This window comes from Microbacterium marmarense (assembly GCF_037204165.1).
Classification (GTDB): domain Bacteria; phylum Actinomycetota; class Actinomycetes; order Actinomycetales; family Microbacteriaceae; genus Microbacterium; species Microbacterium marmarense.
This window is the reverse complement of record NZ_JBBDGL010000002.1, coordinates 124,945-150,389: the sequence shown is the minus strand read 5'-3', so window position 1 is coordinate 150,389 and position 25,445 is coordinate 124,945. Positions and strand designations below refer to the sequence as shown.

Annotated in this window: 25 protein-coding genes; 13 read left to right on the top strand and 12 right to left on the bottom strand. The window is 62.3% G+C overall.

The features are described from left to right. Nucleotides 1-200: 200 nt before the first annotated feature. From WDU96_RS07090 to WDU96_RS07070, 5 genes are read left to right on the top strand one after another with little or no spacing between them, the layout of a single operon-like run. Nucleotides 201-1,247: an iron-siderophore ABC transporter substrate-binding protein gene (locus WDU96_RS07090; RefSeq protein WP_337337806.1), complete on the top strand. Its 1,047-nt coding sequence runs from the start codon at nt 201-203 to the stop codon at nt 1,245-1,247. Next, on the top strand, nt 1,244-2,290 hold the full coding sequence (locus WDU96_RS07085) for a FecCD family ABC transporter permease (RefSeq protein WP_420063943.1): 1,047 nt from the start codon (nt 1,244-1,246) through the stop codon (nt 2,288-2,290). Before WDU96_RS07090 ends, WDU96_RS07085 begins: the two co-directional genes overlap by 4 nt. Further along, the gene (locus tag WDU96_RS07080) at nt 2,287-3,312 is read left to right on the top strand and encodes a FecCD family ABC transporter permease (protein WP_337337805.1); all 1,026 of its coding nucleotides are present in this window, start codon (nt 2,287-2,289) and stop codon (nt 3,310-3,312) included. The genes WDU96_RS07085 and WDU96_RS07080 overlap by 4 nt, the downstream gene beginning before the upstream one ends. Then, on the top strand, nt 3,309-4,154 hold the full coding sequence (locus WDU96_RS07075; RefSeq protein WP_337337804.1) for an ABC transporter ATP-binding protein: 846 nt from the start codon (nt 3,309-3,311) through the stop codon (nt 4,152-4,154). Before WDU96_RS07080 ends, WDU96_RS07075 begins: the two co-directional genes overlap by 4 nt. Continuing rightward, on the top strand, nt 4,144-5,049 hold the full coding sequence (locus WDU96_RS07070) for a siderophore-interacting protein (protein ID WP_337337803.1): 906 nt from the start codon (nt 4,144-4,146) through the stop codon (nt 5,047-5,049). The genes WDU96_RS07075 and WDU96_RS07070 overlap by 11 nt, the downstream gene beginning before the upstream one ends. Before the next feature lie 46 nt (nt 5,050-5,095). Here the strand turns inward: WDU96_RS07070 and WDU96_RS07065 are convergent, their stop codons facing one another. Genes WDU96_RS07065 through sufB form a run of 6 tightly spaced genes read right to left on the bottom strand, consistent with a single transcriptional unit; the run spans nt 5,096 to nt 10,349 of the window. Then, a complete protein-coding gene (locus WDU96_RS07065) occupies nt 5,096-6,256 on the bottom strand; it encodes a MalY/PatB family protein (RefSeq protein WP_337337802.1) in 1,161 nt (386 codons plus the stop codon). Between the two features lie 54 nt (nt 6,257-6,310). Further along, entirely contained in the window at nt 6,311-6,640 is a 330-nt protein-coding gene (locus WDU96_RS07060) for a metal-sulfur cluster assembly factor (RefSeq protein ID WP_337337801.1), read from the bottom strand. A gap of 9 nt (nt 6,641-6,649) precedes the next feature. Continuing rightward, on the bottom strand, nt 6,650-7,420 hold the full coding sequence (gene sufC, locus WDU96_RS07055; RefSeq protein ID WP_337337800.1) for a Fe-S cluster assembly ATPase SufC: 771 nt from the start codon (nt 7,418-7,420) through the stop codon (nt 6,650-6,652). Beyond that, complete coding sequence (locus tag WDU96_RS07050) at nt 7,420-7,746, bottom strand: non-heme iron oxygenase ferredoxin subunit (RefSeq protein WP_337337799.1); 327 nt, start codon at nt 7,744-7,746, stop codon at nt 7,420-7,422. Before WDU96_RS07050 ends, sufC begins: the two co-directional genes overlap by 1 nt. Then, the gene (gene sufD, locus WDU96_RS07045; RefSeq protein WP_337337798.1) at nt 7,743-8,930 is read right to left on the bottom strand and encodes a Fe-S cluster assembly protein SufD; all 1,188 of its coding nucleotides are present in this window, start codon (nt 8,928-8,930) and stop codon (nt 7,743-7,745) included. The genes WDU96_RS07050 and sufD overlap by 4 nt, the downstream gene beginning before the upstream one ends. Beyond that, the gene (gene sufB, locus WDU96_RS07040; protein WP_337337797.1) at nt 8,931-10,349 is read right to left on the bottom strand and encodes a Fe-S cluster assembly protein SufB; all 1,419 of its coding nucleotides are present in this window, start codon (nt 10,347-10,349) and stop codon (nt 8,931-8,933) included. A gap of 261 nt (nt 10,350-10,610) precedes the next feature. On the opposite strand from sufB, the gene WDU96_RS07035 reads away from it, so the two are divergent. Both WDU96_RS07035 and WDU96_RS07030 read left to right on the top strand, forming a co-directional pair. Next, nucleotides 10,611-11,552: a COX15/CtaA family protein gene (locus WDU96_RS07035; RefSeq protein WP_337337796.1), complete on the top strand. Its 942-nt coding sequence runs from the start codon at nt 10,611-10,613 to the stop codon at nt 11,550-11,552. A 96-nt stretch (nt 11,553-11,648) separates the two neighbouring features. Then, the gene (locus WDU96_RS07030) at nt 11,649-12,140 is read left to right on the top strand and encodes a dinucleotide-utilizing enzyme (RefSeq protein ID WP_337337795.1); all 492 of its coding nucleotides are present in this window, start codon (nt 11,649-11,651) and stop codon (nt 12,138-12,140) included. Nucleotides 12,141-12,270: 130 nt separating this feature from the next. Here the strand turns inward: WDU96_RS07030 and WDU96_RS07025 are convergent, their stop codons facing one another. Beyond that, entirely contained in the window at nt 12,271-13,209 is a 939-nt protein-coding gene (locus WDU96_RS07025) for a heme o synthase (protein ID WP_337337794.1), read from the bottom strand. Nucleotides 13,210-13,506: 297 nt separating this feature from the next. Between WDU96_RS07025 and tkt the strand changes: the two genes are divergently transcribed. The 6 genes from tkt to pgl are packed head-to-tail and all read left to right on the top strand — an operon-like array spanning nt 13,507 to nt 21,640. Beyond that, nucleotides 13,507-15,603 carry a transketolase gene (tkt, locus tag WDU96_RS07020; protein ID WP_337337793.1) on the top strand — a complete coding sequence of 699 codons (2,097 nt, stop codon included), beginning with the start codon at nt 13,507-13,509 and terminating at the stop codon, nt 15,601-15,603. Then, the gene (gene tal, locus WDU96_RS07015) at nt 15,600-16,715 is read left to right on the top strand and encodes a transaldolase (protein WP_337337792.1); all 1,116 of its coding nucleotides are present in this window, start codon (nt 15,600-15,602) and stop codon (nt 16,713-16,715) included. Before tkt ends, tal begins: the two co-directional genes overlap by 4 nt. After that, the gene (locus tag WDU96_RS07010) at nt 16,712-18,328 is read left to right on the top strand and encodes a glucose-6-phosphate isomerase (protein ID WP_337337791.1); all 1,617 of its coding nucleotides are present in this window, start codon (nt 16,712-16,714) and stop codon (nt 18,326-18,328) included. The genes tal and WDU96_RS07010 overlap by 4 nt, the downstream gene beginning before the upstream one ends. A 13-nt stretch (nt 18,329-18,341) precedes the next feature. Beyond that, nucleotides 18,342-19,892, top strand: coding sequence for a glucose-6-phosphate dehydrogenase (gene zwf / locus WDU96_RS07005; protein ID WP_337337790.1), 1,551 nt, complete (start codon nt 18,342-18,344; stop codon nt 19,890-19,892). Further along, the gene (locus WDU96_RS07000; protein ID WP_337337789.1) at nt 19,889-20,854 is read left to right on the top strand and encodes a glucose-6-phosphate dehydrogenase assembly protein OpcA; all 966 of its coding nucleotides are present in this window, start codon (nt 19,889-19,891) and stop codon (nt 20,852-20,854) included. Before zwf ends, WDU96_RS07000 begins: the two co-directional genes overlap by 4 nt. A 6-nt stretch (nt 20,855-20,860) precedes the next feature. Further along, nucleotides 20,861-21,640: a 6-phosphogluconolactonase gene (gene pgl, locus WDU96_RS06995; protein WP_337337788.1), complete on the top strand. Its 780-nt coding sequence runs from the start codon at nt 20,861-20,863 to the stop codon at nt 21,638-21,640. A 72-nt stretch (nt 21,641-21,712) separates the two neighbouring features. Here pgl and WDU96_RS06990 read toward each other — a convergent pair whose 3' ends face one another. The 5 genes from WDU96_RS06990 to gap form a co-directional block, all read right to left on the bottom strand. Beyond that, on the bottom strand, nt 21,713-22,069 hold the full coding sequence (locus WDU96_RS06990) for an RNA polymerase-binding protein RbpA (RefSeq protein ID WP_337337787.1): 357 nt from the start codon (nt 22,067-22,069) through the stop codon (nt 21,713-21,715). Next, nucleotides 22,069-22,314, bottom strand: coding sequence for a preprotein translocase subunit SecG (gene secG / locus WDU96_RS06985; protein ID WP_337337786.1), 246 nt, complete (start codon nt 22,312-22,314; stop codon nt 22,069-22,071). The genes WDU96_RS06990 and secG overlap by 1 nt, the downstream gene beginning before the upstream one ends. 105 nt (nt 22,315-22,419) lie before the next feature. Then, complete coding sequence (gene tpiA / locus WDU96_RS06980; RefSeq protein ID WP_337337785.1) at nt 22,420-23,208, bottom strand: triose-phosphate isomerase; 789 nt, start codon at nt 23,206-23,208, stop codon at nt 22,420-22,422. After that, entirely contained in the window at nt 23,199-24,413 is a 1,215-nt protein-coding gene (locus WDU96_RS06975; RefSeq protein WP_337337784.1) for a phosphoglycerate kinase, read from the bottom strand. Before WDU96_RS06975 ends, tpiA begins: the two co-directional genes overlap by 10 nt. Nucleotides 24,414-24,422: 9 nt before the next feature. Next, nucleotides 24,423-25,433 (bottom strand): type I glyceraldehyde-3-phosphate dehydrogenase, encoded by a 1,011-nt coding sequence (gene gap, locus WDU96_RS06970; RefSeq protein WP_337337783.1) that lies wholly within the window; start codon nt 25,431-25,433, stop codon nt 24,423-24,425. Nucleotides 25,434-25,445 lie beyond the last annotated feature (12 nt).

Sequence of the window (25,445 nt, the reverse complement as noted above, 5' to 3'; positions counted from 1 at the left end):
AGCGAAACGTCCGTTCCTTTGGGGTGAGTGATGGCCAGAGTGATCGAGCGATCGAGCCGACCCCCAAGTATAGAGTGCGCCGCCTGAGGATCTGTCGGACGGCCTGCAGCCCACCGCCTCACCTCGCAGTGACGACAGCGAGTTCGCGCATGACCGCCGCAGCAAGTAATGTAAGGCTTGCCTAACTAATCGGAGGAAACGTGCCCCGCAACCGCTCAGCCGTAACCGCAATCGCTGTTACCGCCGCTGCCACCCTTCTGCTCACCGCCTGCGCCAGCCCCAGCACAACTGCTGACTCCGCGAGCGCCGCGAGCGTCTCTTCTGACGCGACCTTCCCGGTGACCGTCGAGCACGTGTATGGCGAGACTGTCATTCCCTCTCAACCAGAGCGGGTCGCCACTGTCGCGTGGGCAAACCAAGAAGTGCCTCTTGCCCTCGGAGTCGTTCCCGTGGGCATGGCGAAGGTCACATGGGGAGATGACGACGACAACGGCATCCTGCCTTGGGTCGAAGATGCCCTTGCTGACCTTGATGCAGAGACGCCGGTGCTCTTCGATGAGACCGACGGGATCGATTTCGAAGCCGTCGCCGACACCGCCCCCGACGTCATCCTCGCGGCATACTCCGGACTGACACAGGAAGAGTACGACACGCTATCGAAGATCGCCCCCGTCGTTGCCTACCCCGACTTCGCCTGGGGCACCACCTACCAAGACATGATCAGGATGAACTCTGCGGCGCTCGGGCTCTCTGAACAGGGCGATGCCCTCATCGATGAGTTGCAAATCGAAGTGGAGACCGCGCTCGCTGGCTACCCCGAACTCGCAGAGTCGACAGTGATGTTCTCGTACATCAATCCAGCCGACCTCAGCGAGATTGGTTTTTACAGCAGCCACGACACCCGCGCCAGCTTTCTCACCGACTTGGGATTGCCCTCGCCCACAGCCGTCGATCAAGAGTCAGCCCTCTCGGACCAGTTCTTCATGACGGTCAGTGCTGAGCAAGCCGAACGCTTTGATGACGTCGACGTCTTCGTCACCTATGGCGAAGCGGACGGTGCGATCGTCGACGCGATTCAGGCCGACCCGCTGCTCTCGCAGATTCCCTCGGTGGCGGCCGGTCAGATCGCTGTGCTCGAAAACGGAACCCCGCTCGCTGCATCCGCCAACCCATCCCCGCTCTCCATCAGCTGGGGTATCGACGACTACTTCGCTCTGCTTGCTGGGGCTCTCACGCCGGAAGGTTGAGCGCACCGCTCGCTCCCGAACCGCTGTCGGGTGCCGCCCATGCGCGGCGCTCGACAGCGGTTCGCTGGGCATGGCTTGCAGGTGGCGTCGCGTTGCTCACACTGCTGTGCGCGGCCTCTGTGGCTTTCGGAGTGCGCTGGGTGACGGTCGACGAAATAGTCCGTGGTCTCAGTGGCGACACCTCCGGTGTGCCCGAGGCCGCAGTCGTCGCTCGCGTCCCACGCACTGTACTCGCGATACTCGTCGGCGCTGCCCTCGCTGTGTCTGGAGCAACGATGCAGGCGGTAACCCGCAATCCGCTGGCTGACCCCGGCATCCTTGGCGTGTCGGGGGGTGCGGCGCTCGCAGTGGTGATCGGACTGGCCTTCTTCGGCATCAGCAGCCCCTACCCCACGATGGCCCTCGCGATCACCGGCTCAGCGGTAGCAGCCGTATTCGTCTATTCGGTGGGGTCACTGGGCCGCGGTGGTGCGACTCCGCTCAAACTCGCTCTTGCCGGTGCTGCTACGGCTGCTGCGTTCGCCTCACTCACGAGCGCGATCCTCCTCCCCCGCGTCGACATCATGGAGACATTTCGCTTCTGGCAGATCGGTGGCGTCGGCGGGGCAACCTGGGATCGCATCATGCTCGTAGCGCCGGTGCTCGCCGCGGGCGCGTTGATCTGCTTTGCCTGCGCAAGGGGTATGAACTCGCTCGCGCTCGGCGATGACCTCGCTAGCGGCCTCGGCGAGAACGTCGCCCGAACGCGCATCATCGCTTCGGCGGGCGCGGTCATTCTGTGCGGTGCGGCGACGGCGGTTGCTGGCCCGATTGCTTTCGTGGGTCTGGTCATCCCACACCTGTGCCGGCTTCTGATTGGCACCGACCACCGATGGTTGCTGCCCTTCTCTGCAATCGCGGGCGCAAGTCTTCTAGTGGCCGCTGACGTCATCGGCCGTGTCATCGCGCGCCCCGACGAGATCGAGGTGGGCATCATCACCGCACTCATCGGCGCACCGTTCTTCATCTGGATCGTTCGTCGCCAAAAGGTGCGCGAGCTGTGAACGCCACTGTCGTACGCGCCGGAAGGCGTTCCCGTGCGCGCCGCAACATCGCCGTGATCATCACGCTGACCGCCGCGCTGTCGGCAGTGTTTGCGATCTCCCTGATGATCGGCAACACGTTCTATGGTCCTGGTGAAGTGATTCGTGTGGTCCTCGGCGAGTCCGTGCCGGGAGCGTCCTTCACCGTCGGCGAGTTACGACTCCCCCGGTCCGTTCTTGCTGTTCTCGCGGGGTTTGCCTTCGGCATGGCCGGGGTGACTTTTCAAACCATGTTGCGCAATCCCCTGGCTTCGCCCGACATCATCGGCATCAGTTCGGGTGCGAGCGTGGCAGCCGTTTTCGCGATTGTGGTGCTTTCGCTCAGCGAGACGCTCGTCTCGGTCTTTGCTCTCGGCGGCGCACTCGCCACCGCAATCGCGATCTATCTGCTCTCGAACAAGGGCGGACTCTCAGGCACGCGCCTGATTCTCATTGGCATCGGCGTCGCAGCCATGCTCGACAGTGTCATCACCTACATTCTGTCCAAGGCACCAGCGTGGGATCTTCAGGCCGCGATGCGGTGGCTTACGGGCAGCCTCAACGGTGCAAGCTGGCAGGTCGTGTTGCCTTTTGCTCTCGCCAGTGCCGTCCTCGTGCCGGCGTTGCTTTCGCAGTCGCGAAACCTCGGCATGCTGCGGTTAGGCGATGATTCTGCCGCGGGGCTGGGCGTACGGGTGAGCAGCACGCGAATCATTCTGATCCTCACCGCGGTAGCACTGCTCGCCTTCGCTACAGCGGCCACGGGGCCGATTGCCTTCGTCGCATTCATGGCCGGCCCGATCGCGGCCCGTGTGATGGGTGGTGGCGCATCGCTATTGGTTCCCGCAGGGCTCATCGGCGCCCTTCTCGTGAGCACGTCCGACCTCGTCGGCCAGTTCGCCTTCGACAACCGCTACCCGGTGGGTGTGATCACCGGCGTGCTCGGCGCGCCGTATCTCATCTTCCTTCTCATCAGAACCAACCGTTCAGGAGCCTCGCTGTGACCGATTCTCATCGACTGCGCGCTGACGGCATCACGCTCGCCTACGGCGATCGAGCTATCATCGAGGGTCTCGATCTCGAGATTCCGGCCGGTGCGATCACAGCGATCATCGGCGCGAATGGATGCGGCAAGTCGACGTTGCTGCGCGCGCTCGCACGCCTGATCGCCCCCAAAACCGGACACGTGATCTTAGACGGCAAGGATCTGCACACCCGCCCTTCCAAAGAGGTGGCCCGCACGCTAGGACTCCTGCCCCAGAGCCCTGTCGCTCCAGAAGGCATCGTCGTGACCGACCTCGTCGGCCGAGGTCGGCATCCACATCAGAAACTGCTCGCCCGGTGGAGCGAACACGATTATGAGGTCGTGGCGCAGTCGTTGGCCGCAACGGGGGTCGAAGACCTGGCGGACCGTCCCGTCGATGAGCTCTCTGGTGGGCAGCGCCAGCGCGTGTGGATCGCCATGGCACTCGCGCAAGAGACCGACATTCTGCTGCTCGACGAGCCGACCACGTTCCTTGACGTGGCACACCAGATCGAAGTGCTCGATCTGCTCACCGATCTCAACCGCAACCTCGGATCAACCATCGTGATGGTGTTGCACGACATGAACATGGCTGCGCGCTACGCCGACTACGTGTTTGCTCTCAGCGGCGGTCGCGTCATCGCACACGGCGCGCCGAACGAGGTGATGACCAGCGGCCTGATTCGTGACGTCTTCAACATCGAGTCAGAGATCATCACCGACCCGGTCTCAGGAACACCTATCGTGCTCCCACGCGGACGTCACCATATTCTCGCTCGCCCCGACTCGACCGACAGCAAAGGAACCCCGAATGTCAGCTGAGACGAGTCGTTTCTTCCGCGCCCGCGTGAGCGCAATCACACAACTCACACCCAGTTTTCGACGCTTCACCTTCACCGGCGACGACCTGGAGCAATACGGAGATCCGGGCTTCGACCAGCGCGTGAAGATTGTGTTCCCGACCCCAACCACGAGCATCGATGCGATGCCGATGGGCGAAGATTGGTACTCCGCATGGCGCGCGCTGCCCGAAGATCACCGTCCGCCATTTCGCACCTACACAACGCGTGCCGTGCGCAACCCTCAGCGCGAAGTCGACATCGACATGGTCGCGCACGACGTTCTTGGGCCCGCATCCGCCTGGATCGCTCGAGCTTCGGTGGGTGATGAGGTGCTGATCTTTGCCCCGACCACCGCGCACGCCGATGTCAGCTTCGGTGTCGACTTCGTGCCACCCGCGACGACTGATCACATTCTGCTTGCCGGCGACGAGACGGCCGCGCCCGCCATTGCTGTAATTCTCGAGCAGCTCCCGACCCAGGCACGCGGCATGGTGGTGCTCGAAGTTCCCGAGCTCGGCGACACCGCCTATCTGCCTTCGCATCCGGGCTTCGACATTCGTGTGCAGGCGCGCACAGCCGAATCCAGTCGGCACGAGTACCTCGTCGAATCTGTTGAGGCTGCCGTCGCGCGTCTCGCCCCTGAGGGTCGAGGCGGCCACGTCGAAGAGATCGACGTTGACACCGAGATTCTGTGGGAGGTGCCGCGCACAGCGAAAGGCGGCGCGGCGCTCAAGAGCGCACCGCTCTATTCTTGGCTTGCCGGTGAAGCCAGTGCGATCAAGACCTTGCGCCGCCACCTCGTGTCGGACAGCGGCGTCGACCGTCGCGCGGTCGCGTTCATGGGGTATTGGCGACTCGGCCGGGCTGAGGTCTGACAACCGGCTGAGCGACCAGAATCGCTTCGAGCGGATACGACCCCGCTCACGATCGGGTCATCACACCGATTCGCTCGATTGCATCGCGAAGCACGTCGGGTGAACAGCCGAAGTTGATGCGCACGTGGCCTGATCCCTGCTCACCGAAGTCCGGGCCAGCATTCAATGCCACTCTCGCCTCGTGCAAGATCCTCTCGGCGGGGTTCGCCCCCCAGCCGAGCGCCGACAGATCGACCCACGCCAAGAAGCCAGCATCCGGAATCTCGTACTTTGCTTCGGGCACGTGCTCGGCGAGCAGGTCCGCAAGCAGGCGGGCATTCTCGTCAAGCCGGGCGAGAAGCGAGTCAAGCCACTCGTCGCTTTCGGGTGAAAACGACGCGACCGCTGCCATCGCCCCGAACAAGCCGGTGCGCCACTCCACTTCAGCGGGCAGCGCCTGCACGACACCAATCGTCGCCGGGTCGCTGGCGACCATCAGCGCGCACTTGAGACCGGCTGTGTTGAAGGCCTTGCTGGCGCTGGTGACGATGTACCCGACCCGTGCGGCTGCCGCCGAAGCCTCGAGGAAGGGAGTGAACGTCACCGTGGACTGCACGAGTGGAGCATGAATCTCGTCGCTGATCACGGCTGCCCCGAAGGCTTCAGCCAGATCAGCGAGCGCCGCGAGGCTCGCCTTGGAGTGCACCGTGCCAGTGGGGTTGTGCGGGTTGCACAGCAACACGCAACGAGCACCTGCAGCCAATGCGGCCTCGATGCCAGGAAGGTCAAGCTGCCAGCCTGCATCGCCGTGGAGCAGCGGCACCTTTTCAACCACGGCGCCGGCCTCGACGACAGTGTCGTAGAACGGCGGATACACCGGTGGGGTGACAATCACGCGATCGCCGGGCTTCGTGACCACGCGGAGCAGTTCGACCACCCCCATGATGACGTCGCACGTCCAGCGCACTCCCGCGGGCTCGACGCTCCACCCGTATCTGCGCTGCGCAAAGCCGACGAAGGCATCACGAATGCCCGGTTCAGGTGGTGTGTATCCGGTGTCGCCACGTTCGACCGCACGCACGAGTGCGCGCGAGATCGCAGGCGCCAGAGCGAAGTCTGTCTCGGCCACGAAAAGAGGCAGCACGTCTGCCGGATATCGCCGCCATTTCGTGCTGGAGCGCTGACGCAACTCATCGATCGGCAATGCTTCAAGGGGAATGGCGCTCACCCCTCGACCCTACCGACCGGCCCCCGCCAAGGGGACCGACGACGAAATACGAAGTCAAATAGCGAAGCCGAGCGCCCGCATCATGTCGCGTCCGTCGTCGGTGATGCGCTCCGGTCCCCACGGCGGCATCCACACCCAATTAATCCGAAATTGGTCTACGACGTCGTCCAGCGACTGAGCCGTTTGCTCCTCAAGAACGTCTGTCAACGGGCAGCCAGCTGATGTCAGAGTCATGTGAATGACGAGAGCATCGTTTTCGTCGTCCCAGCTGAGGTCGTAGATGAGACCGAGGTCGACGACGTTGATCCCCAGTTCGGGGTCCATCACGTCTTTAAGTGCCTCGGTGACTTCATCGAACTTCTCGGGACTGAGCGTTGCTGTCATAGGCTGACTCTACGCCTCAGTGTCGACTGCGGGCTCGAGATAGCGGTCATATCCTTCATCTTCGAGGCGATCAGCCAGTTCGGGCCCACCCTCCTCGACGATTCGACCGGCGACCATCACGTGCACGAAGTCGGGGTCGATGTAACGAAGGATGCGTGTGTAGTGCGTGATGAGCAGCACACCGAGGCCGGTGGTCTCCTTCGCACGATTAACGCCCTCCGACACGACCTTGAGCGCGTCGACGTCAAGACCCGAATCAGTCTCGTCGAGGACGGCGAACTGGGGCTTGAGCAGCTCAAGCTGGAGAATCTCGTGGCGCTTCTTTTCGCCGCCCGAGAAGCCTTCGTTCACATTGCGCGCTGCGAACTTAGGGTCCATGCGCAGATCCTTCATCGACTGCTTGACCTCTTTGGTCCACGTGCGAATAGCTGGCGCCTCGCCGTCGATAGCGGTCTTTGCGGTGCGCAAGAAGTTCGTCACAGTGACGCCCGGAATCTCCACGGGGTACTGCATTGCGAGGAACAGCCCTGCGCGTGCGCGCTCGTCAACCGTCATCTCAAGTACATCTTCGCCGTCAAGCGCGATGGAACCGCCGGTGACGGTGTACTTGGGGTGACCGGCAATCGTGTAGGCAAGTGTCGACTTGCCCGAGCCGTTGGGGCCCATGATCGCGTGGGTTTCGCCTTTGCGCAGGGTGAGCGACAGGCCGTTGAGGATGGGGGTGGTTCCCTCTTCCGTTTCGACCGTGACATGCAGGTCGCGGATCTCAAGAACAGACATCAGATTTCCTTCTTCACGTTCGGGTCAATGAGCACGTCGTCGCCGTCAATAGTGACGACGAATACCGGTACGGGCTCGAATGCAGGGAGATTGAGCGGCTTGCCGGTGATCAGCGAGAACGCCGAGCCGTGGGCCCAGCATTCCAGCGTGTCGCCGTCGACAAAGCCTTCGGACAGCGACACATCGCCGTGGGTGCAGGTATCGCCAATAGCGTGGACATCGCCGTTGGAATCGAGAACCACCGAAATGGCGACGCCGTCGACTTCAACGCGCTTCGCAGCATCCTGTTCGAGCTCGCTGAGTGCGCAGGCGCGCTGCGCGGTCATCGGGTTCCCTCCTGGGCGAGCTCTTCCTCTACAGCGGCAATCAATTCCGCCTCAAGCGAGTCGATGCCGATCTTCTGAACGATCTCGGTCAGGAAGCCGAGCACGACAAGACGACGGGCCTCGTCTTCGCTGATTCCACGTGCCTGCAGATAGAAGAGCTGCTCGTCATCGAATCGGCCAGTCGCGCTCGCGTGCCCTGCGCCGCGGATGTCGCCGGTCTGGATCTCGAGGTTGGGGATCGAGTCCGCGCGCGCACCGTCAGTGAGCACCAGGTTGCGGTTCGCTTCGTAGGAGTCGGTGCCCGTCGCATCCGGTCCGATGAGCACGTCACCGATCCAGACGCTACGCGCGCCTTCGCCCTGCAACGCGCCCTTGTAGAGAACGTCACCGGATGTCTCGGCACCCTTGTGGTGCAAGAACACCTGGCTCTCGAGGTGCTGCCCGGCGTCGGCGTAGCTGAGGCCGAACATCTCACCGTGCGATCCCGCACCCGAAAGCTCCAAGCTCGGGTTGACTCGCACAACGCCGCCGCCAAAGCTGACAATCACATGGCGCAACGAGGCATCGCGGTCGACACGTGCCTGATGGGCGGCGACGTGAACAGCCTCGTCATCCCATTGCTGCACCGAGACGACTTTGAGGTTTGCCCCGTCACGCACGATGATCTCAACGTTCTGTGCAAACAGAGCGGGCCCGGAGTGACGCAGAAGCACTGTCGCGTGCGAGTTTTCGGCAGCTTCGATGACGAGGTGCTGGTGGGTGAGTTCCGTCACACCGGTCACGTCGATCAGCACTGGCTCCGAAAGCTCAAGCGAAGCGGGAATGCGAACGTGTGATGCCTCGCTCGAACGCTGCCAGGCAAGCGCGCCCGACATGTCCTCGGGAACGAAAGCCTCGCCGCGCGGGGCTTCACCGATCGCCTTCGTGGTGATCTCTACGCCGTCTGGCGCTGTGATCGTCACCGATGCGTCGGTCGAGGCAGCAGCCAAGTCGAGAACGCCCTTGATTCGGTCTACCGGCGTGTGCTTCCAGTTGACTTCGCGCCCCGAAGGCGCGCCGAAGTCTTCGGGTGAGTACGAGGTGGGGCGCGCGGAACGGGTCTGAACAGGAACGACTGCCCCAGCCCCGTCGGTGTGCGCGCGAGAACCTGGCACCACAGCGGGCGCCTGAGTTGTTGCCGTCATCTAGCCGACACTGCCTTCCATGCCCATTTCAATGAGCTTGTTGAGTTCAAGTGCATATTCCATCGGCAATTCTCGCGCGATCGGCTCGATGAAGCCGCGGACGATCATCGCCATCGCTTCGTCTTCTGGCATGCCTCTGGACTGCAGGTAGAAAAGCTGCTCTTCGCTGACCTTTGAAACCGTCGCCTCGTGCCCGAGCTGAACGTCGTCCACACGGATGTCGATGGCCGGGTAGGTGTCTGAGCGTGAAATCGAATCCACCAGCAACGCGTCGCATCTCACGGTGTTGGCGGAGTGATGGGCGTTGGCATCTACCCTGATCTCACCGCGATAGCCGGCACGACCACCGCCGCGCGCGATCGACTTCGAGACGATCGACGACTGCGTGTACGGGGCCATGTGCACCATCTTGGCGCCAGCATCTTGGTGCTGGCCCGGACCGGCGAACGCTACCGACAAGGTCTCACCCTTGGCATGTTCGCCGACAAGAAAGATCGACGGGTACTTCATAGTCACCTTCGAGCCGATGTTGCCATCGACCCATTCCATCGTCGCGCCTTCGTGCGCGACCGCACGCTTGGTGACGAGGTTGTAGACGTTGTTCGACCAGTTCTGAATCGTCGTGTAGCGAACGCGGGCGTTCTTCTTCACGATGATCTCAACCACAGCCGAGTGAAGCGAGTCACTCTTGTAGATCGGGGCCGTGCAGCCTTCGATGTAGTGAACGTACGAGCCTTCGTCGGCGATGATGAGCGTGCGCTCAAACTGGCCCATGTTCTCGGTGTTGATGCGAAAGTAGGCCTGCAGCGGAATGTCGACGTGCACACCCGGAGGCACGTAGACGAACGAACCGCCCGACCACACAGCGGTGTTGAGCGCAGCGAACTTGTTGTCGCCCGAGGGGATCACCGTTCCGAAGTACTCCGTGAAGAACTCGGGGTGCTCGCGCAACGCCGTGTCAGTGTCCATGAAGATGACACCCTGCTCTTCAAGGTCCTCCCGGATCTGGTGGTACACGACTTCCGACTCGTACTGCGCTGCCACCCCAGAGACCAGGCGCTGGCGCTCTGCCTCGGGGATGCCCAGCTTTTCGTATGTGGCACGAATCTCTTCGGGAAGATCTTCCCAAGTTTGCGCCTGCTTCTCAGTAGAGCGCACGAAGTATTTGATGTTGTCGAAGTCGATCCCGCTGAGGTCTGCTCCCCATGTCGGCATCGGCTTGCGACCAAACAGGTCAAGACCCTTCAGACGAGCCTTCAACATCCATTCCGGCTCGCTCTTAAGCGCCGAAATGTCTCGCACGACCTTGTCGTTGATTCCACGTGTCGCGCTCGCTCCCGCGGCGTCGGCATCGTGCCAGCCGAACTCGTACTGGCCCAGGCCATCGAGTTCGGGTCGATCGATCAGCACATCAGACATTCACGTTCTCCTCCGAGCCCCGGCGGTGTGATCCGCCCCGGCACTCCTGCTCCTTCGATGGAGTTACCGAAGGGGGATGCCGCTGGTGGGCCCTGCTCAAGCGGCGCTGGCCATCGCGCCTAGACTGTCGGTGGTGATTTCGCGCAGAACGCGGCCGCCCGACTTGCTCGATTCTACAGGGTTCACCTGTGTAACAGGTCACGGTGTGACGTTTAAAACTAAGCGCGACCCACAAAGAAACAGCCCAGGAGGCTCACCTCGATGTCGATCGACACGACCACAACCCCTCAGCCGGGACTCATTCGCCGGCTATGGTCCCGGCTCCCCCACACCGTCGATCGGCGTGTGGTCGCGATGGCGTGGACGACCCTCGTTGTGCAGATTGGCATTGTCGCGACCGGAGGGCTCGTCCGCCTGACCGGATCAGGGCTCGGCTGCCCCACCTGGCCTCGATGCACCGAGGATTCGTTTGTCGCCACCGAGGCGATGGGCATTCACGGTGTGATCGAGTTCGGCAACCGCATGTTGACCTTCGTGCTCGTGATCGTGGCAATTCTGATGTTCTTGTTCGTGGTGCGCATGCGGCGAGAGCGCCGCGATCTGTTTTGGCTGTCGCTCGTGATCGGGCTGTATGTGCCGTTGCAAGCGATCATCGGCGGCATCACGGTTCTCACGAACCTGAATCCCTACGTCGTTGGTCTTCACTACTTCGCGTCTGCGGTGCTCGTTTCGCTGGCAGCGGTCCTGCTCGTGCGCGTCTACGCGCAGCCCGGAGCACGCACACGCGTCGTGCCGCTCTGGTACGCGATCGTCGCCTATCTCACTGCTGTCGGCGTCGCGGTGACGGTTGTGGTCGGCATTCTTGTGACCGGCTCCGGACCTCACGCTGGAGATGGCGGAGCCGCGCGGAATGGCTTGGATGCCGAACTGTTGCAGCATGTGCATTCATGGCCGGCGTACGTCACATTCGGCCTGTCACTCGTGCTGTTCGCCGCAGCGTGGCAGATGCCATCTGCGCAGCGCATGCCGGTATGGACCGGGTTGCTGCTCGCGACGGAACTGCTGCAGATTGCCATCGGCCTGTGGCAGGCACGCACAGGTTTGCCGATCATCCTCGTCAACATCCACATGACGTTGGCTGTCGCCCTGGTCGCGGCGATGACGGTCGTCGTGATGAAATTGAGGGCTCCACTTCATAGCTAACTCATCGAATTCACATACCATCCCGTCGGTGAGCCACGTCAGGCTATCCGTACTGCGGTTTCGACCGCGCCATCTAGAAGGAGTCCTCCCATCACCATGAACACTCGCCCCGCTTTGGTCCGCAGCATCCCGTTCTGGGCACTTATCGTTGCCTCCCTTGCCTCACTCGCTTACGGCGTCTCGCTCGTGACCGACAAGATCGCCGTCATGACCGTGACGCTGACCGAGGGAACCGCGACCGGTGTCGAGGTCTACGTCGGCCAGTCCATCGCGCTTCTCGGTTCGATCCTCATCGGAGTCGGCGTACTCGGTCTGCTCATCGCGCTCGCAATCGCCGCAGCATCCACCCTTCGCGCACACCCGCCCGTCGAGGTTGTCGAGCCGATCGACTGGGACAACCAGGACGAAGTTGCGGTCGACGCCCCCGCACCCGCAGCCTACGAGCCTGCACCGGTTGACGAGGTTGTCGAGCCTGTCACTGAGGCAGAGCCTGTCGTCGTTGCGGAGACCGCCGATGAGGTAATCGTGGCAGAGCCGGCTGAGCCAGCTGCTGAGCAGGCCAATGGCGCGGAGTCCTCAAAGAGCTGAACGCTCGAAGAGCCTTTCCGTCGAGACCATGGCCTCGAACACCTGATTCGAGCAGCTGAACCACGGTGTAAACAACCAACGCCCTTCCGCCATGCGGGAGGGCGTTGCTTGTTTGCCAGCGGCGCTGAGCTCAGAAGGGCAACAACGGGTCGACGGCGATAGCGATGAACAGCAACGTCAAGTAGCTGATCGAGGCGTGGAAAACCCTCATCGGCTTGGGCTCTTCACCGCGAACAGACCGATTGTAGAGACGGTGCGATTCATAGATGAACCAGCCGCCGAACACCAGCGCAGACACGCTGTAGACCAGGCCCATACCTGCAACCGGGATCAACAGCAGCGAGCACGCCAGCGTGGCCCAGGCATAGAGAATGACCTGCAAGCCCACCTGCGAGCTGCTGCGGGTGGCTCCGAGCATCGGAACGTGCACGTCGTCGTACTGATCCTTGTACTTCATCGACAGCGGCCAATAGTGCGGCGGCGTCCAAAGGAACACCACCACAAAGAGAATGAACGGCGCCCATGCGAGAGAACCTGTGACGGCTGTCCAGCCGATGAGCACGGGGAAGCAGCCGGCGATTCCGCCCCAAACGATGTTCTGCTCGGTGCGGCGCTTGAGAATCATCGTGTAGATGACGACGTAGAAGAAGATTGCCACTGCCGACAGCGTGGCTGCCAACCAATTCGTCGTAACCCACAGCCAGGCCGTCGAGCCGATCGCGAGCACCCACGAGAAGATCAGGGCAGCACGCGGCGATACCTCACCGGTCACGAGCGGTCGGTTCACCGTACGCTTCATGTGCGCGTCAATGTCGCGGTCGAGGTACATGTTGAACGCTGCGGCAGAACCGGCGCTCAGTGATCCACCGATCACGGTGGCAAGAACGAGCCACAAGTCGGGAAAACCGCCAGCGGCGAGGATCATCACCGGAACGGTTGTCACCAACAGGAGTTCGAGAACGCGAGGTTTCGTCAACGCGATGTAAGCGCGAACCGTCGTGCCGAAGCTCTGGCTCGCCCCCTGGGGTGCAGAAACGGACGCCTGAGAAGCCGTCGTCGAAATGTCCATCGCCCCCGCTATCGAAATCTTTTGAGCCGGGTCAAGTCTATGGCATTGGGCGAGGTGCACTTCTGCTCGAGCGAGACTGCCGCGACGGTGTGAATCTGGTGAAAATGCCGCCGGTGCCCAGGGGCGATATCGCACCCTGGCGAAAGACTTTGACACACAACCGGTCACATGAGGCCCTCGGCATGCCCCTTCGCTATGCTGAGACTGCACGCGCGTCTCGTGCCTCATCCCCTCTTGCTGCCCGGAACGCGGGCTGGGATCTGGCGGAAAGCGGGCGCTCCTCGAGAAAGGCCTTTTGTGTCGGAACTGCGTTGGGATGAAATCGATCGGCGTGCGGTGGATACCGCCCGCGTTCTTGCGGCTGATGCCGTCGAGAAGGTGGGCAACGGTCACCCTGGCACCGCGATGAGCCTCGCTCCCGCTGCATACCTGCTGTACCAGCACGTGCTGCGCCATGACCCAACCGACACCGGCTGGCTGGGACGCGACCGGTTCATTCTTTCGGTCGGCCATTCATCTCTTACTCAGTACGTGCAGCTCTACTTGGGCGGGTTCGGTCTCGAACTCGAAGATTTGAAGGCACTGCGCACGTGGGGGTCGCTGACTCCCGGACACCCTGAGTACGGCCACACCGACGGTGTCGAGATCACCACCGGCCCGCTGGGTCAGGGCCTGGCGTCGGCGGTCGGTTTTGCCTACGCCGCGCGCTATGAGCGCGGATTGTTCGACCCCGAAGCTGCAGCGGGCACCTCGCCCTTCGACCACAACATCTATGTCATCGCGGGTGATGGCGACCTGCAAGAGGGCGTAACCAGCGAAGCATCGTCGCTCGCTGGGCACCAGGCCCTGGGCAATTTGATCGCCATCTACGATTCCAACCAGATCTCGATCGAAGACGACACCAACGTCGCGTTCACCGAAGACGTCGCTGCTCGCTACGAAGCCTATGGCTGGCACGTGCAGACGGTTGATTGGAAGAAGACCGGCGACTACGTCGAAGATGTCGCCGAGCTGCACGCGGCAATCGAGGCCGCAAAGAGCGAGTCGGCCAAGCCGTCGCTCATCATCCTGAAGACGATCATCGGGTGGCCTGCCCCAGGAAAGCAGAACACCGGCAAGATTCACGGCTCCGCGCTCGGCGCCGATGAACTCGCTGCAACCAAGAAGGTGCTCGGCTTCGACCCTGAGCAGTCGTTTGTCGTCGCCGACGACGTGATTGCTCACACTCGCGCGCTCAAGGACCGTGCCGCTGAATCGCGTGCTGAATGGCAGAGCTCTTTCGATGCGTGGGCGAAGTCGAACCCCGAGCGCAAGGCGCTGCTTGACCGGCTCGAGGCTAAGGCCCTTCCCGCGAACATCGACGACGCACTGCCCGCATTCGAAGCCGGCAAGGAGGTATCGACTCGTGCCGCGTCAGGTACGGTCATCAATGCTCTCGCTGCCGAACTCCCTGAGCTCTGGGGCGGCTCGGCTGACTTGGCAGAGTCGAACCTGACCACCATCAAGAGTGCGAAGTCGTTCATCCCAGCCGAGTGGTCGACGAGCGAATGGTCCGGTGACCCCTACGGGCGCGTGCTGCACTTCGGCATCCGCGAGCACGCGATGGGCGCGATCGTCAACGGAATCATCCTTCACGGTCCTACACGTGCGTTCGGGGGCACGTTCTTGATCTTCAGTGACTACATGCGCCCCGCGGTCCGTCTGGCTGCGCTGATGAACATCCCGTCGGTGTTCGTCTGGACGCATGACTCGGTGGCGCTGGGCGAGGACGGTCCCACGCACCAGCCGATCGAGCAGCTCGCCACGCTTCGCGCGATTCCCAACTTCGCTGTCGTTCGTCCCGCCGATGCAAACGAAACCGCGGCTGCCTGGCTCGAGATCTTGCGCCGCAACGAGGGCCCCTCGGGTATCGCTTTGACCCGCCAGAACATTCCCGTGTTCCCGCGGGGCGAAGGCGACGCCTCGGGCGACGAATTCGCTTCGACGGCGGGCGTGGCCAAGGGCGCCTATGTATTGGTGGATGCTGCCAACGGCGCACCAGACGTGCTGCTCATCGCGAGCGGCTCCGAGGTGCAGCTCGCAGTCCAAGCACGCGAAACGCTAGCGGCCGAAGGCATTGGTGCGCGCGTCGTGTCAGTGCCGTCGCTGGAGTGGTTCGACGAGCAAGACGCGGACTACCGAGAGTCTGTGCTTCCGGCAGCTGTCAAGGCGCGCGTTTCGGTCGAGGCTGGCATCGGCCTCACCTGGCGCCACATCGTCGGAGACACCGGCCGTTCGGTATCAATCGAGCACTTCGGCGCTTCGGCTGACTACAAGACCCTGTTCCAGAAGTTCGGCATCACCGCCGAAGCCGTTGTTGAAGCGGCGCGCGAAACCCTCAAGGAGAACGCATGAGCACCACCCCCACCGCCGACCTTTCCCACGCGGGCGTCAGCATCTGGCTCGATGACCTCTCGCGCGACCGCATCGCCTCGGGCAACCTCAGCGAACTGATCTCGACCCGAGACGTCGTCGGTGTGACGACCAACCCGACGATTTTCCAGGGTGCAATCTCGGCCGGCATCGGCTACGAAGAAGCCATCGCAGCTCAGGCCAGCAAGGGCGCAACGGTCGACGAGACGATCTTCTCCCTCACCACGACTGATGTGCGTGACGCATGCGACATCTTCCGCCCGATCTACGATGCGAGCAACGGCGTGGACGGCCGCGTATCCATTGAGGTCTCACCTGTCGTCGCCCACGACACCGAAGAGACGATCGCACAGGCCAAAGCTCTATACGAGGCAGTTGACCGCCCCAACGTGCTGATCAAAATCCCGGCGACCAAAGCGGGCATTCCGGCCATCGCAGAAACGATTGCTGCTGGGATCAGCGTCAACGTCACGCTGATCTTCAGCCTCGAACGCTACGCCGACGTCATCGACGCATACCTTGAGGGCCTGGAACGTGCCCACAGCGCTGGCATCGACCTGACCGGCATCCACTCGGTCGCATCGTTCTTCGTCTCACGCGTTGATACCGAAGTCGACAACCGGCTCAAGTCGATCGGCACCGACGAAGCGACCGCTCTGCTCTCGAAGGCTGGCATCGCCAACGCACGTCTCGCCTACGAACTGTTCGAGCAGAAATTCGCCGAGAAGCGTGCCCAAGACCTCGTAGGATTCGGCGCCAACGTCCAGCGCCCACTGTGGGCATCGACCGGAGTCAAAGACCCCGCGCTGCCCGATACCCTCTACGTGACGGAGCTGGTAGCGGCTGGCACCGTCAACACCATGCCCGAGAAGACCCTGCAGGCAACGTTCGACCACGGCGTGATCAGCGGAGACACCATCACGGGCAACTATGCCGACGCGCACAGCGTTATCGATGGGCTCGCAGCGGTGGGCGTCGTGATCGATGACGTCACCCAGCTGCTTGAAGATGAGGGCGTGTCGAAGTTCATCGCTTCGTGGCACGATCTGCAAGGCACCGTTGACGCGGCCCTGAAGGATGCGGCAGCTCGATGACCTTCGCCATCCACCTGAGCGGCCACGTGAAGTCGGTTGTAGAACAGACATTGCCCACCCTGGTGGGCTCTCTCGTCGCTTCGGGAATCACCGCGGGCGATTCGAGCCTTTGGGGTGCCGACGCCGAGGAAGAAGCCACGAAGCGGCTCGGGTGGGTGGATGCCGTGAGTGTCTCGCGACCCCTGGTCGACGAGATTCTCGCTCTTCGTGAAACCCTCGTTGCCAAGGGCGTGAATCGTATCGTGCTCGCGGGCATGGGAGGGTCGTCGCTGGCACCGGAGGTGATCGCTCAGACCTCGGGTGTGCCGCTGGTGATCGTCGACACGACTGCTCCCGGCCAGGTGCTCGCCGCCATCGATGGAAGCGCCGGCGGCGATCTTTCGCAGACCGCCCTGGTCGTTTCCTCGAAGTCTGGCGCTACTGTCGAGACAGACTCCGCGAAGCGGGTATTCGAGTCAGCCTTCCGCGATCTCGGTATCGATCCGGTGGAGCGAATCATCGTGGTCACCGACCCGGGGTCGCCGATGGATCAGGCCGCTCGCGCGGATGGCTACACCGTCTTCAACGCTGACCCCAATGTGGGGGGCCGCTACTCGGCGCTGACCGCATTTGGGCTGGTGCCTACGGGGCTCGCCGGCGTAGACATCACCGAACTACTCGACGAAGCGGAAGCGTCTCTGCTCGAAGTCGCGATCGACAGCCCCGATAACCCCGCACTCGTGCTCGCCGCCGCGATCGCCGGAGGTAACCCCCGACGGGACAAACTGGCTCTGATCACTGACGGAACCCACATCGTGGGTCTGCCGGATTGGATCGAGCAGCTAGTCGCTGAGTCGACCGGCAAGAAGGGCACCGGCATTCTGCCCGTGCCGCTCCTGCCGGTGTCTCCCGAGGTCGAGTCGCGCCCCGCCGACCTTCAGATCGTTCGAATTGTCGATGAGGCGAACGAGTTTCACTTCTTCGAGCACCACGAGGGTGAAATCGTCATCAGCGGCTCGTTGGGCGCGCAATTCATCGTCTGGGAGTACGCCACCGCGATCGCCGGTCAAGTGCTCGGGATCAATCCGTTCGATCAGCCCGACGTCGAGTCAGCGAAGGTCGCCACGCGCGGTTTGCTCGACGCGCGCCCGGAAGCTACCGCGCCCGCCTTCGTCGCTGATGGTGTCGAAGTGCGAGTCTCAGACCCTGCGCTGGCATCGTCTGGCACGATCGCTGGCGTGCTCGACGCGCTGTGGGCTCAACTGCCAGCAGATGGATACGTCTCGGTGCAGGCCTATGTCAACCGACTCACCATGCACCAGTTGCAGGGTCTTCGCGAGCTGGTAGCCGCCGACTCCGGCCGGCCAACCACATTCGGCTGGGGCCCGCGCTTCCTCCACTCCACCGGACAGTTCCATAAGGGTGGTCCCGCGACCGGAGTCTTTCTTCAGATTCTCGAAGCGACAGATCTCGATCTCGAGATCCCCGAGCGTCCATTCACTTTCGGTCAGCTCATCGCTGCACAAGCTGCCGGAGATGCGAGCGTGCTCGCCGCGCATGGCCGCCCTGTCGTGACGCTCACACTCACCGACCCGCAGTTCGAAATTCTGTCGCTCTTCGAAGCGGCGCAATAGGAGTCTTCACTCAATGACAATCGACATATCGCGAGGCAACAACCCGCTTCGCGACACCGGCGATGACCGACTCAACCGCATCGCTGGCCCGAGCGCCTTGGTCATTTTCGGGGTTACCGGTGATCTTTCGCGTAAAAAGCTCATGCCCGCGGTGTACGACCTCGCGAACCGCGGACTGTTGCCCCCCGGGTTCGCGCTAGTCGGTTTTGCACGGCGCGACTGGGAGGATCAAGACTTCGCTGAGGTTGTTCACGACGCAGTGCGCCAACATGCGCGCACCGAGTTCCGAGACGAAACCTGGCAGCAGCTGCTCCAGGGCATTCGGTTTGTCTCCGGCGAATTCGGTGATCCCGAGGCGTTTGCACGCCTGCGCACCACGGTCGAGAAACTTGACGTCGAACGAGGAACGATGGGCAATCATGCCTATTACCTGTCAATTCCTCCGAAAGACTTTCCCCTTGTCGCAGAGCAACTGAAGTCTTCTGGGCTAGTGGATGACACTGCAGACCAACCCGACCGCTGGCGCCGTGTGGTGATCGAGAAACCTTTCGGGCACAACCTCGACACCGCACAATCGCTCAACGACGCGCTGCGCTCCGCGTTTCCGGCCGACTCCATATTCCGAATCGACCACTACCTCGGCAAAGAAACCGTGCAGAACATTCTGGCGTTGCGGTTCGCCAACGAACTGTACGAACCGATCTGGAACCGCAACTACGTCGACCACGTACAGATCACGATGGCCGAAGATATCGGCGTCGGAGGACGCGCCGGCTACTACGACGGCATCGGCGCCGCACGTGACGTCATTCAGAACCACCTGCTGCAACTCATGGCGTTGACCGCGATGGAGGAGCCGATCTCATTCGACGCCGCGAATCTGCGTGCTGAGAAGGAGAAAGTACTCGCGGCAGTCACACTGCCCGACGATCTCACGCTGTCCACGGCTCGCGGACAGTATGCGGGCGGTTGGCAGGGCGGCGAAAAGGTGCTCGGCTTTCTCGAGGAAGACGGCATGAATCCCGAGTCCGCTACTGAGACCTACGCGGCGATCACGCTTGAGGTGAACACCCGCCGTTGGGCCGGAGTTCCGTTCTATCTGCGCACCGGCAAACGACTCGGCCGCCGCGTCACTGAGATCGCCGTCGTCTTCAAGAGCTCACCTGAGCAGCTATTCTCCCGCAGTCAGACCTCCGGCCAGGGGCAGAACGCGCTCGTCATCCGCGTGCAGCCCGATGAGGGCGTGACGATCCGGTTCGGCTCAAAAGTTCCCGGCGCGGGAAACCTGGTGCGCGATGTCACCATGGACTTCGGCTACGGGCATGCGTTCACCGAGGCGAGCCCAGAGGCCTATGAACGGCTCATTCTTGACGTGCTGCTCGGTGATCCGCCGCTGTTCCCCCGTCACGAAGAAGTCGAGCTGTCGTGGAAGATTCTCGACCCGATTGAGGAATTCTGGTCAGCCCAGGATGGTGCACTCGAACAATACTCACCCGGGTCTTGGGGTCCGGCATCCGCGGACGAAATGCTCGCCCGCGATGGACGCGTCTGGAGGCGCCCATGATCGTTGATCTGCCCGACACCACCGTCAGTAAAATCTCCCGAGCACTCGTCAATGTGCGCGAAGAGGGTGGCGCTGTCGCCCTTGGCCGAGTTCTGACCCTCATCATCCTCACGCGACACGGCGCGCTCGAAGAGGTCATCGAGGCGGCGAACGATGCGTCTCGCGAGCACCCGATGCGCGTCATCGTGCTGATGATCGCCGATGGCGATGCTGAATCGCGCCTCGACGGACAGATCCGTGTTGGCGGAGATGCCGGTGCGAGCGAGGTTGTCACTCTGAAGGTTCAGGGTGAGGTCGGCGACCGCAACCTCGAGTCTTTGGTGACAGGCTTGCTGCTTCCTGACGCTCCCGTCGTCGTATGGTGGCCGAACCGCACGCCCGATCTTCCGTCGAAAACCTCGATCGGCAAGATCGCCCAGCGCCGCATCACCGATGCTGCCACCAAGTCCGATCCGTCCAAGTGGGTGTCATCGCTGGGTGATCGCTACGCTCCGGGCGATACGGATCTGGCATGGACCCGTCTCACCAGGTGGCGAGAACAGCTGGCGGCGATTCTCGACCAGCCGCCATACGAGACGGTGACAGCGGTTCGGGTGCGCGGCGCCGCCGACTCTCCCTCGACTGCTCTGCTCGCCGCATGGCTACGTCTCGCGCTCGATGTGGAAGTCGACTGGGGCTACCTCGACGAATCCGAGTGGCCGCACGGCATCAAGTCAGTCAGCCTGGTTCGCGAGAGCGGTGAGGTGCTGTTGGAGCGCCCCAGTGCGGGAGTGGCAATCCTGACCCAGCCTGGCCAACCAGTTCACGATCTTTCTTTCCCCCGACGCACGTTGCGTGAGTGTCTTGCCGAGGAGTTGCGGCGTCTCGATCCAGACCTCCTGTATGGTCGAGTGATCAGCGAAGGTTGGAAGTTGCTGGGCCCGCCGACGGTGGTTGGCCCGTCCGGCCAGACACAGGAGTAGGCGAATATGGTCGAAGCGTGGGCCGAGAAGTTTGTGGTCATCGGCCCAGACCCGGCGTCGCTCGCCGCATCGGTGGCAGATAGATTCCTTGATCGCGTCGGCAAACGTGCCGGCGAAGGCAAGACGGTCCACGTATCGCTCACCGGTGGCTCAATGGGTGCCGCCGTGCTTTCCGCTGCGTCGCGCAGCGCCGAAGTGAACAAGATCGACTGGTCTCTCGTTCATTTTTGGTGGAGTGATGAGCGTTTCGTCAGCCGCGATGACACCGACCGCAATGAGAAGCAGGCGCGTGAAGCTCTGCTCGACAGTCTTGATCTTCCTGCCGAGAATATTCACGCCATCGCAGCCGCCGATGAGGGCGGCACCCTCGACGATGCCGCGGCTGCCTATGCCCGTGAGCTCGCGTCATTCGGTCGCGATGGACGACTTTGGCCGTCGTTCGATATCTGCTTCCTCGGCGTAGGCCCCGACGGCCATATCGCTTCACTTTTTCCCGACCGCGGCGAGATCCATATCACCGATGCGGCAACAGTCGTCGTCCGCGACTCTCCCAAGCCGCCACCGGAGCGCGTCTCGATGACCCGGCCGGTCATCAACGATTCCAAGCGGGTGTGGATGGTGCTCACTGGCGCAGACAAAGCATCGGCGCTAGGGCTCGCGCTCGCAGGGGCGAGTTACTCCAACGTTCCAGCCGCTGGCGCCAAAGGGCGCAAGCGCACGGTCTTCTTCGTTGACGAGATGGCTGCAGAGAAGGTGCCACACGAGCTGATTGACCGCGAGTACTGATCTCGCGGACGCAAGAGACAGAGAAAGCGGATGCCATTAGGCATCCGCTTTCTTCTTACACAGATTCGGTGACTACACCTGACCGCGTCGGTCGCGCAGCTGCGTGAGCGCGTCATCGAGAAGCGTGTCAGCCTCTTCGTCGGAACGGCGCTCCTTCACATACGCGAGGTGCGTCTTGTACGGCTCAGCTTTCGCAAGCGCTGGCGGGTTCGCCTTATCGCGACCTGCGGGAAGTCCCGAGTGCGGTGAGTCGATCGTCTCGGGAATCTCCTCTTCTGGAATTCCTGCGGCGAAATGGCGCACCGTCTCGTTGCCAAGGGCGTCCCAGTACGAGATCGTCACGCGATCGGCGTGGAAGCCATGATCCTGCTCACCCATCGGACCGGCACCTACACGAGTGCCCCGGATTGCGTTACCGCCAGTAGCCATTAGACCTGAAATTTCGTGATGAGGCCGAGCGCAACGATCGCGACGAACCAGATGAGCGCAAGAACGATCGTGAACCGGTTGAGGTTTCGCTCTGCGAGCCCGGAAGAGCCGAGCGACGAAGTCATTCCTCCACCGAACATGTCAGACAAGCCACCACCGCGCCCCTTGTGGAGCAAGATGAGGAGGGTCAGCAGGAGACTCGTGATGCCAAGGAGCACCTGCAGGACGAACTCGAGGATATCCACTGTCTTTGAAGCCTTTCGTGGCGATCAATCACCGATCGCACAAGGGTCAAGTATACGACGAGACGAGGGATGCTACGGAAGACCCGCAGCATCCCTCGTCACAAGTCACACGCCGACGTGTTTTTGGAACCGGATGATCGCGGCGAACTCGTCAGCAACGAGACTCGCCCCGCCCACCAGGGCACCGTCAACATCAGGCTCACGCATGAAGCTCGCGATGTTGGCGGACTTCACAGAACCGCCGTACAGCACGCGGGTCTTCGCCGCAGCGTCCGCACCCATCTTGCTGGCGATGACCTCGCGCAGTTTGGCGCACACATCTTGAGCCTGTTGCGGAGTTGCCGCCTGACCGGAGCCGATTGCCCAGACAGGTTCGTATGCAACTACGATCTCGGCATCCGCGGCGACTCCAGAAAGTGCCACTTCGAGCTGCCCTGCCGGAACCGCACTGGCTCCGAACTTCTCGAGGTCTTCGGCTGTTTCACCGACGCAGATCACCGGCACGACGCCGTGGCGCAACGCAGCCTGAACCTTGGCGGCAACGACCTCGTCAGACTCGGCGTGATACTCACGACGTTCGGAGTGACCAATGATGACGTACCCGCAAGAAAGCTTCGACAGGAACGCGCCCGAGATCTCTCCGGTGTATGCGCCCGAATCATGTGACGAGATGTCTTGCGCGCCGAGCGCAAACGAAATCTTGTCTGCGTCAATGAGCGTCTGCACCGTGCGGATGTCGGTAAAGGGCGGGAAAACCGCTACCTCCACCGAGCCGTCTTCGTGCGCTGCGTCCTTCAACGTCCAGTGCAGCTTCTGCACGAACGCGACCGCCTGCAAGTGGTCGAGATTCATCTTCCAGTTACCCGCGATGAGCGGGGTTCTTGCTACTGCCATCCGAGGACCTCCAGTCCGGGGAGCTTCTTACCCTCGAGGAACTCGAGGCTTGCGCCGCCGCCCGTCGAGATGTGACCGAACTGGTCATCGGAGAAGCCAAGTTGACGAACCGCCGCCGCCGAATCGCCGCCGCCGACGACCGACAGGCCACCGACCTCGGTGAGGGCTTTGGCAACGGTCTTTGTTCCAGCAGCAAAAGCTGCCATCTCGAACACACCCATGGGTCCGTTCCAAAAGACAGTGTTCGACTCACGAATTGCGACAGCGAACAGCTCGGCAGTCTGCGGCCCGATATCGAGCCCCAATCCGTCTGCGCCGAATGGCGTGTTCTCAATTTCGTCTGCCGCGGCGACCTCGTGTGCGGCGTCTGCACCGAACGAGGCCGCGACGACCGCGTCCACCGGAAGAATGAGTTCGACGCCCAGTTCCTCAGCCGTCTCGATGTAACCGCGAACGGTGTCGAGTTGGTCTTCTTCGAGAAGGCTCTTGCCGACCTTGTAGCCCTGCGCAGCGAGGAACGTGAACATCATCCCGCCACCGACACAGATCTTCTGAACACGCGGCAACAGGTGTGCGATCACACCGAGCTTGTCGCTGACCTTCGATCCTCCGAGCACCACCGTGTAAGGCGCCTCGGGCTTCTCAGTGAGCCGGTCGAGAACATCGAGCTCTTTGGCGATCAGCAACCCTGCCGCAGACGGCAGAATCTCTGCGAGATCGTAAACCGACGCCTGCTTGCGGTGCACAACACCGAAGCCGTCGGAAACGAGTGCGTCACCGAGCTGTGCGAGCTGCTCAGCGAAGGCGCGACGCTCAGCGTCATCTTTCGCTGTTTCGCCCGGGTTGAAGCGCAGGTTCTCGATGACTGCAACCTCGCCGTCTTCGAGCGCCGCAACGGCGTCGTGAGCGGACTCACCGACGGTGTCGCGAGCGAAGGCGACGGGCTTGCCCAGCAGCTCCGAGAGCCGCTGCGCCACCGGCGCGAGAGAGTACTTCTCATCAGGCGCGCCCGCTGGGCGACCGAGATGCGAGCAGATGACCAAACGAGCACCCTGGTTGATCAGAGCGTTCAGCGTGGGAAGAGAGGCCCGCACGCGGCCATCGTCCGTGATAACCCCGTCCCGCAAGGGAACGTTGAGGTCACAACGGACGATGACGCGCTTGCCTGCGAGCGACCCGAGCGATTCCTGGGTGCGCAGTGGCATGGTTATCGCTTAGAGCGTCTCGGCAACGTACTCGGTCAGGTCGACGAGACGGTTGGAGTAGCCCCATTCGTTGTCGTACCAGGCCGACACCTTGACCAGGTTGCCACTGACGTTCGTGAGCTCCGAGTCGAAGATCGACGAGTGCGGATTTCCCTGAATGTCACTGGAGACGATGGGGTCTTCGGTGTACTGCAGGAATCCGGCGAGAGCGCCAGATGCGGCAGCATCCTTGTAGACCGCGTTGATCTGCTCGGCGGTCAGTCCCTCGGTCGGGGTGACGATCGTGAGGTCGACGATCGAGCCGGTGGGTACGGGCACGCGGTACGAAGAACCGCTCAGCTTGCCGTTGAGCTCAGGCAGCACGTGACCGATAGCCTTCGCCGCACCAGTTGACGCGGGAACGATGTTGATCGCTGCGCCGCGTGCGCGGCGGAGGTCGCCGTGCGGGCCATCCTGCAGGTTCTGGTCAGCGGTGTACGCGTGAGCGGTCATCATGAAGCCGCGCTCGATACCGAATGCGTCGTTGAAGACCTTGGCAAGCGGTGCAAGGCAGTTCGTGGTGCACGATGCGTTCGAGATGATGACGTCGGTCTCGGGGTTGTAGTCCCCCTCATTGACGCCCATGACGATCGTCACGTCGTCGCCGGTGGCCGGCGCCGAGATCAGAACCTTCTTGGCACCACCCGCAATGTGCTTCTTGGCGTCTTCTGCCTTGGTGAAGCGACCCGTCGACTCGATGACGATGTCGACACCCAGCTCGCCCCACGGAAGGTTGGCCGGGTCGCGCTCTTCAAAGACCTTGATTGTCTTTCCACCGACGGTGATCGAGTCCTCGTCGTATGAAACGTCTTCCGACAGCGGACCGCCGACGGAATCGTACTTGAGCAAGTGCGCAAGCGACTTGTTGTCGGTGAGGTCGTTCACCGCCACGATTTCTATGTCTGCCCCCTGCGCGAGAGCCGCGCGGAGGTAGTTACGTCCGATTCGGCCGAAGCCATTGATACCGATCTTGACAGCCACGGATTCTCTCCT

Bases quoted from the DNA above. Each gene is read 5' to 3' on its own strand.
- WDU96_RS07070 (WP_337337803.1), top strand. From the start codon at position 4,144: ATGTCAGCTGAGACGAGTCGTTTCTTCCGCGCCCGCGTGAGCGCAATC.
- WDU96_RS07060 (WP_337337801.1), bottom strand. From the start codon at position 6,640: ATGACAGCAACGCTCAGTCCCGAGAAGTTCGATGAAGTCACCGAGGCA.
- sufC (WP_337337800.1), bottom strand. From the start codon at position 7,420: ATGTCTGTTCTTGAGATCCGCGACCTGCATGTCACGGTCGAAACGGAA.
- WDU96_RS07050 (WP_337337799.1), bottom strand. From the start codon at position 7,746: ATGACCGCGCAGCGCGCCTGCGCACTCAGCGAGCTCGAACAGGATGCT.
- sufD (WP_337337798.1), bottom strand. From the start codon at position 8,930: ATGACGGCAACAACTCAGGCGCCCGCTGTGGTGCCAGGTTCTCGCGCG.
- sufB (WP_337337797.1), bottom strand. From the start codon at position 10,349: ATGTCTGATGTGCTGATCGATCGACCCGAACTCGATGGCCTGGGCCAG.
- WDU96_RS07035 (WP_337337796.1), top strand. From the start codon at position 10,611: ATGTCGATCGACACGACCACAACCCCTCAGCCGGGACTCATTCGCCGG.
- WDU96_RS07030 (WP_337337795.1), top strand. From the start codon at position 11,649: ATGAACACTCGCCCCGCTTTGGTCCGCAGCATCCCGTTCTGGGCACTT.
- WDU96_RS07025 (WP_337337794.1), bottom strand. From the start codon at position 13,209: ATGGACATTTCGACGACGGCTTCTCAGGCGTCCGTTTCTGCACCCCAG.
- tal (WP_337337792.1), top strand. From the start codon at position 15,600: ATGAGCACCACCCCCACCGCCGACCTTTCCCACGCGGGCGTCAGCATC.
- WDU96_RS07010 (WP_337337791.1), top strand. From the start codon at position 16,712: ATGACCTTCGCCATCCACCTGAGCGGCCACGTGAAGTCGGTTGTAGAA.
- zwf (WP_337337790.1), top strand. From the start codon at position 18,342: ATGACAATCGACATATCGCGAGGCAACAACCCGCTTCGCGACACCGGC.
- WDU96_RS07000 (WP_337337789.1), top strand. From the start codon at position 19,889: ATGATCGTTGATCTGCCCGACACCACCGTCAGTAAAATCTCCCGAGCA.
- pgl (WP_337337788.1), top strand. From the start codon at position 20,861: ATGGTCGAAGCGTGGGCCGAGAAGTTTGTGGTCATCGGCCCAGACCCG.
- WDU96_RS06990 (WP_337337787.1), bottom strand. From the start codon at position 22,069: ATGGCTACTGGCGGTAACGCAATCCGGGGCACTCGTGTAGGTGCCGGT.
- tpiA (WP_337337785.1), bottom strand. From the start codon at position 23,208: ATGGCAGTAGCAAGAACCCCGCTCATCGCGGGTAACTGGAAGATGAAT.
- WDU96_RS06975 (WP_337337784.1), bottom strand. From the start codon at position 24,413: ATGCCACTGCGCACCCAGGAATCGCTCGGGTCGCTCGCAGGCAAGCGC.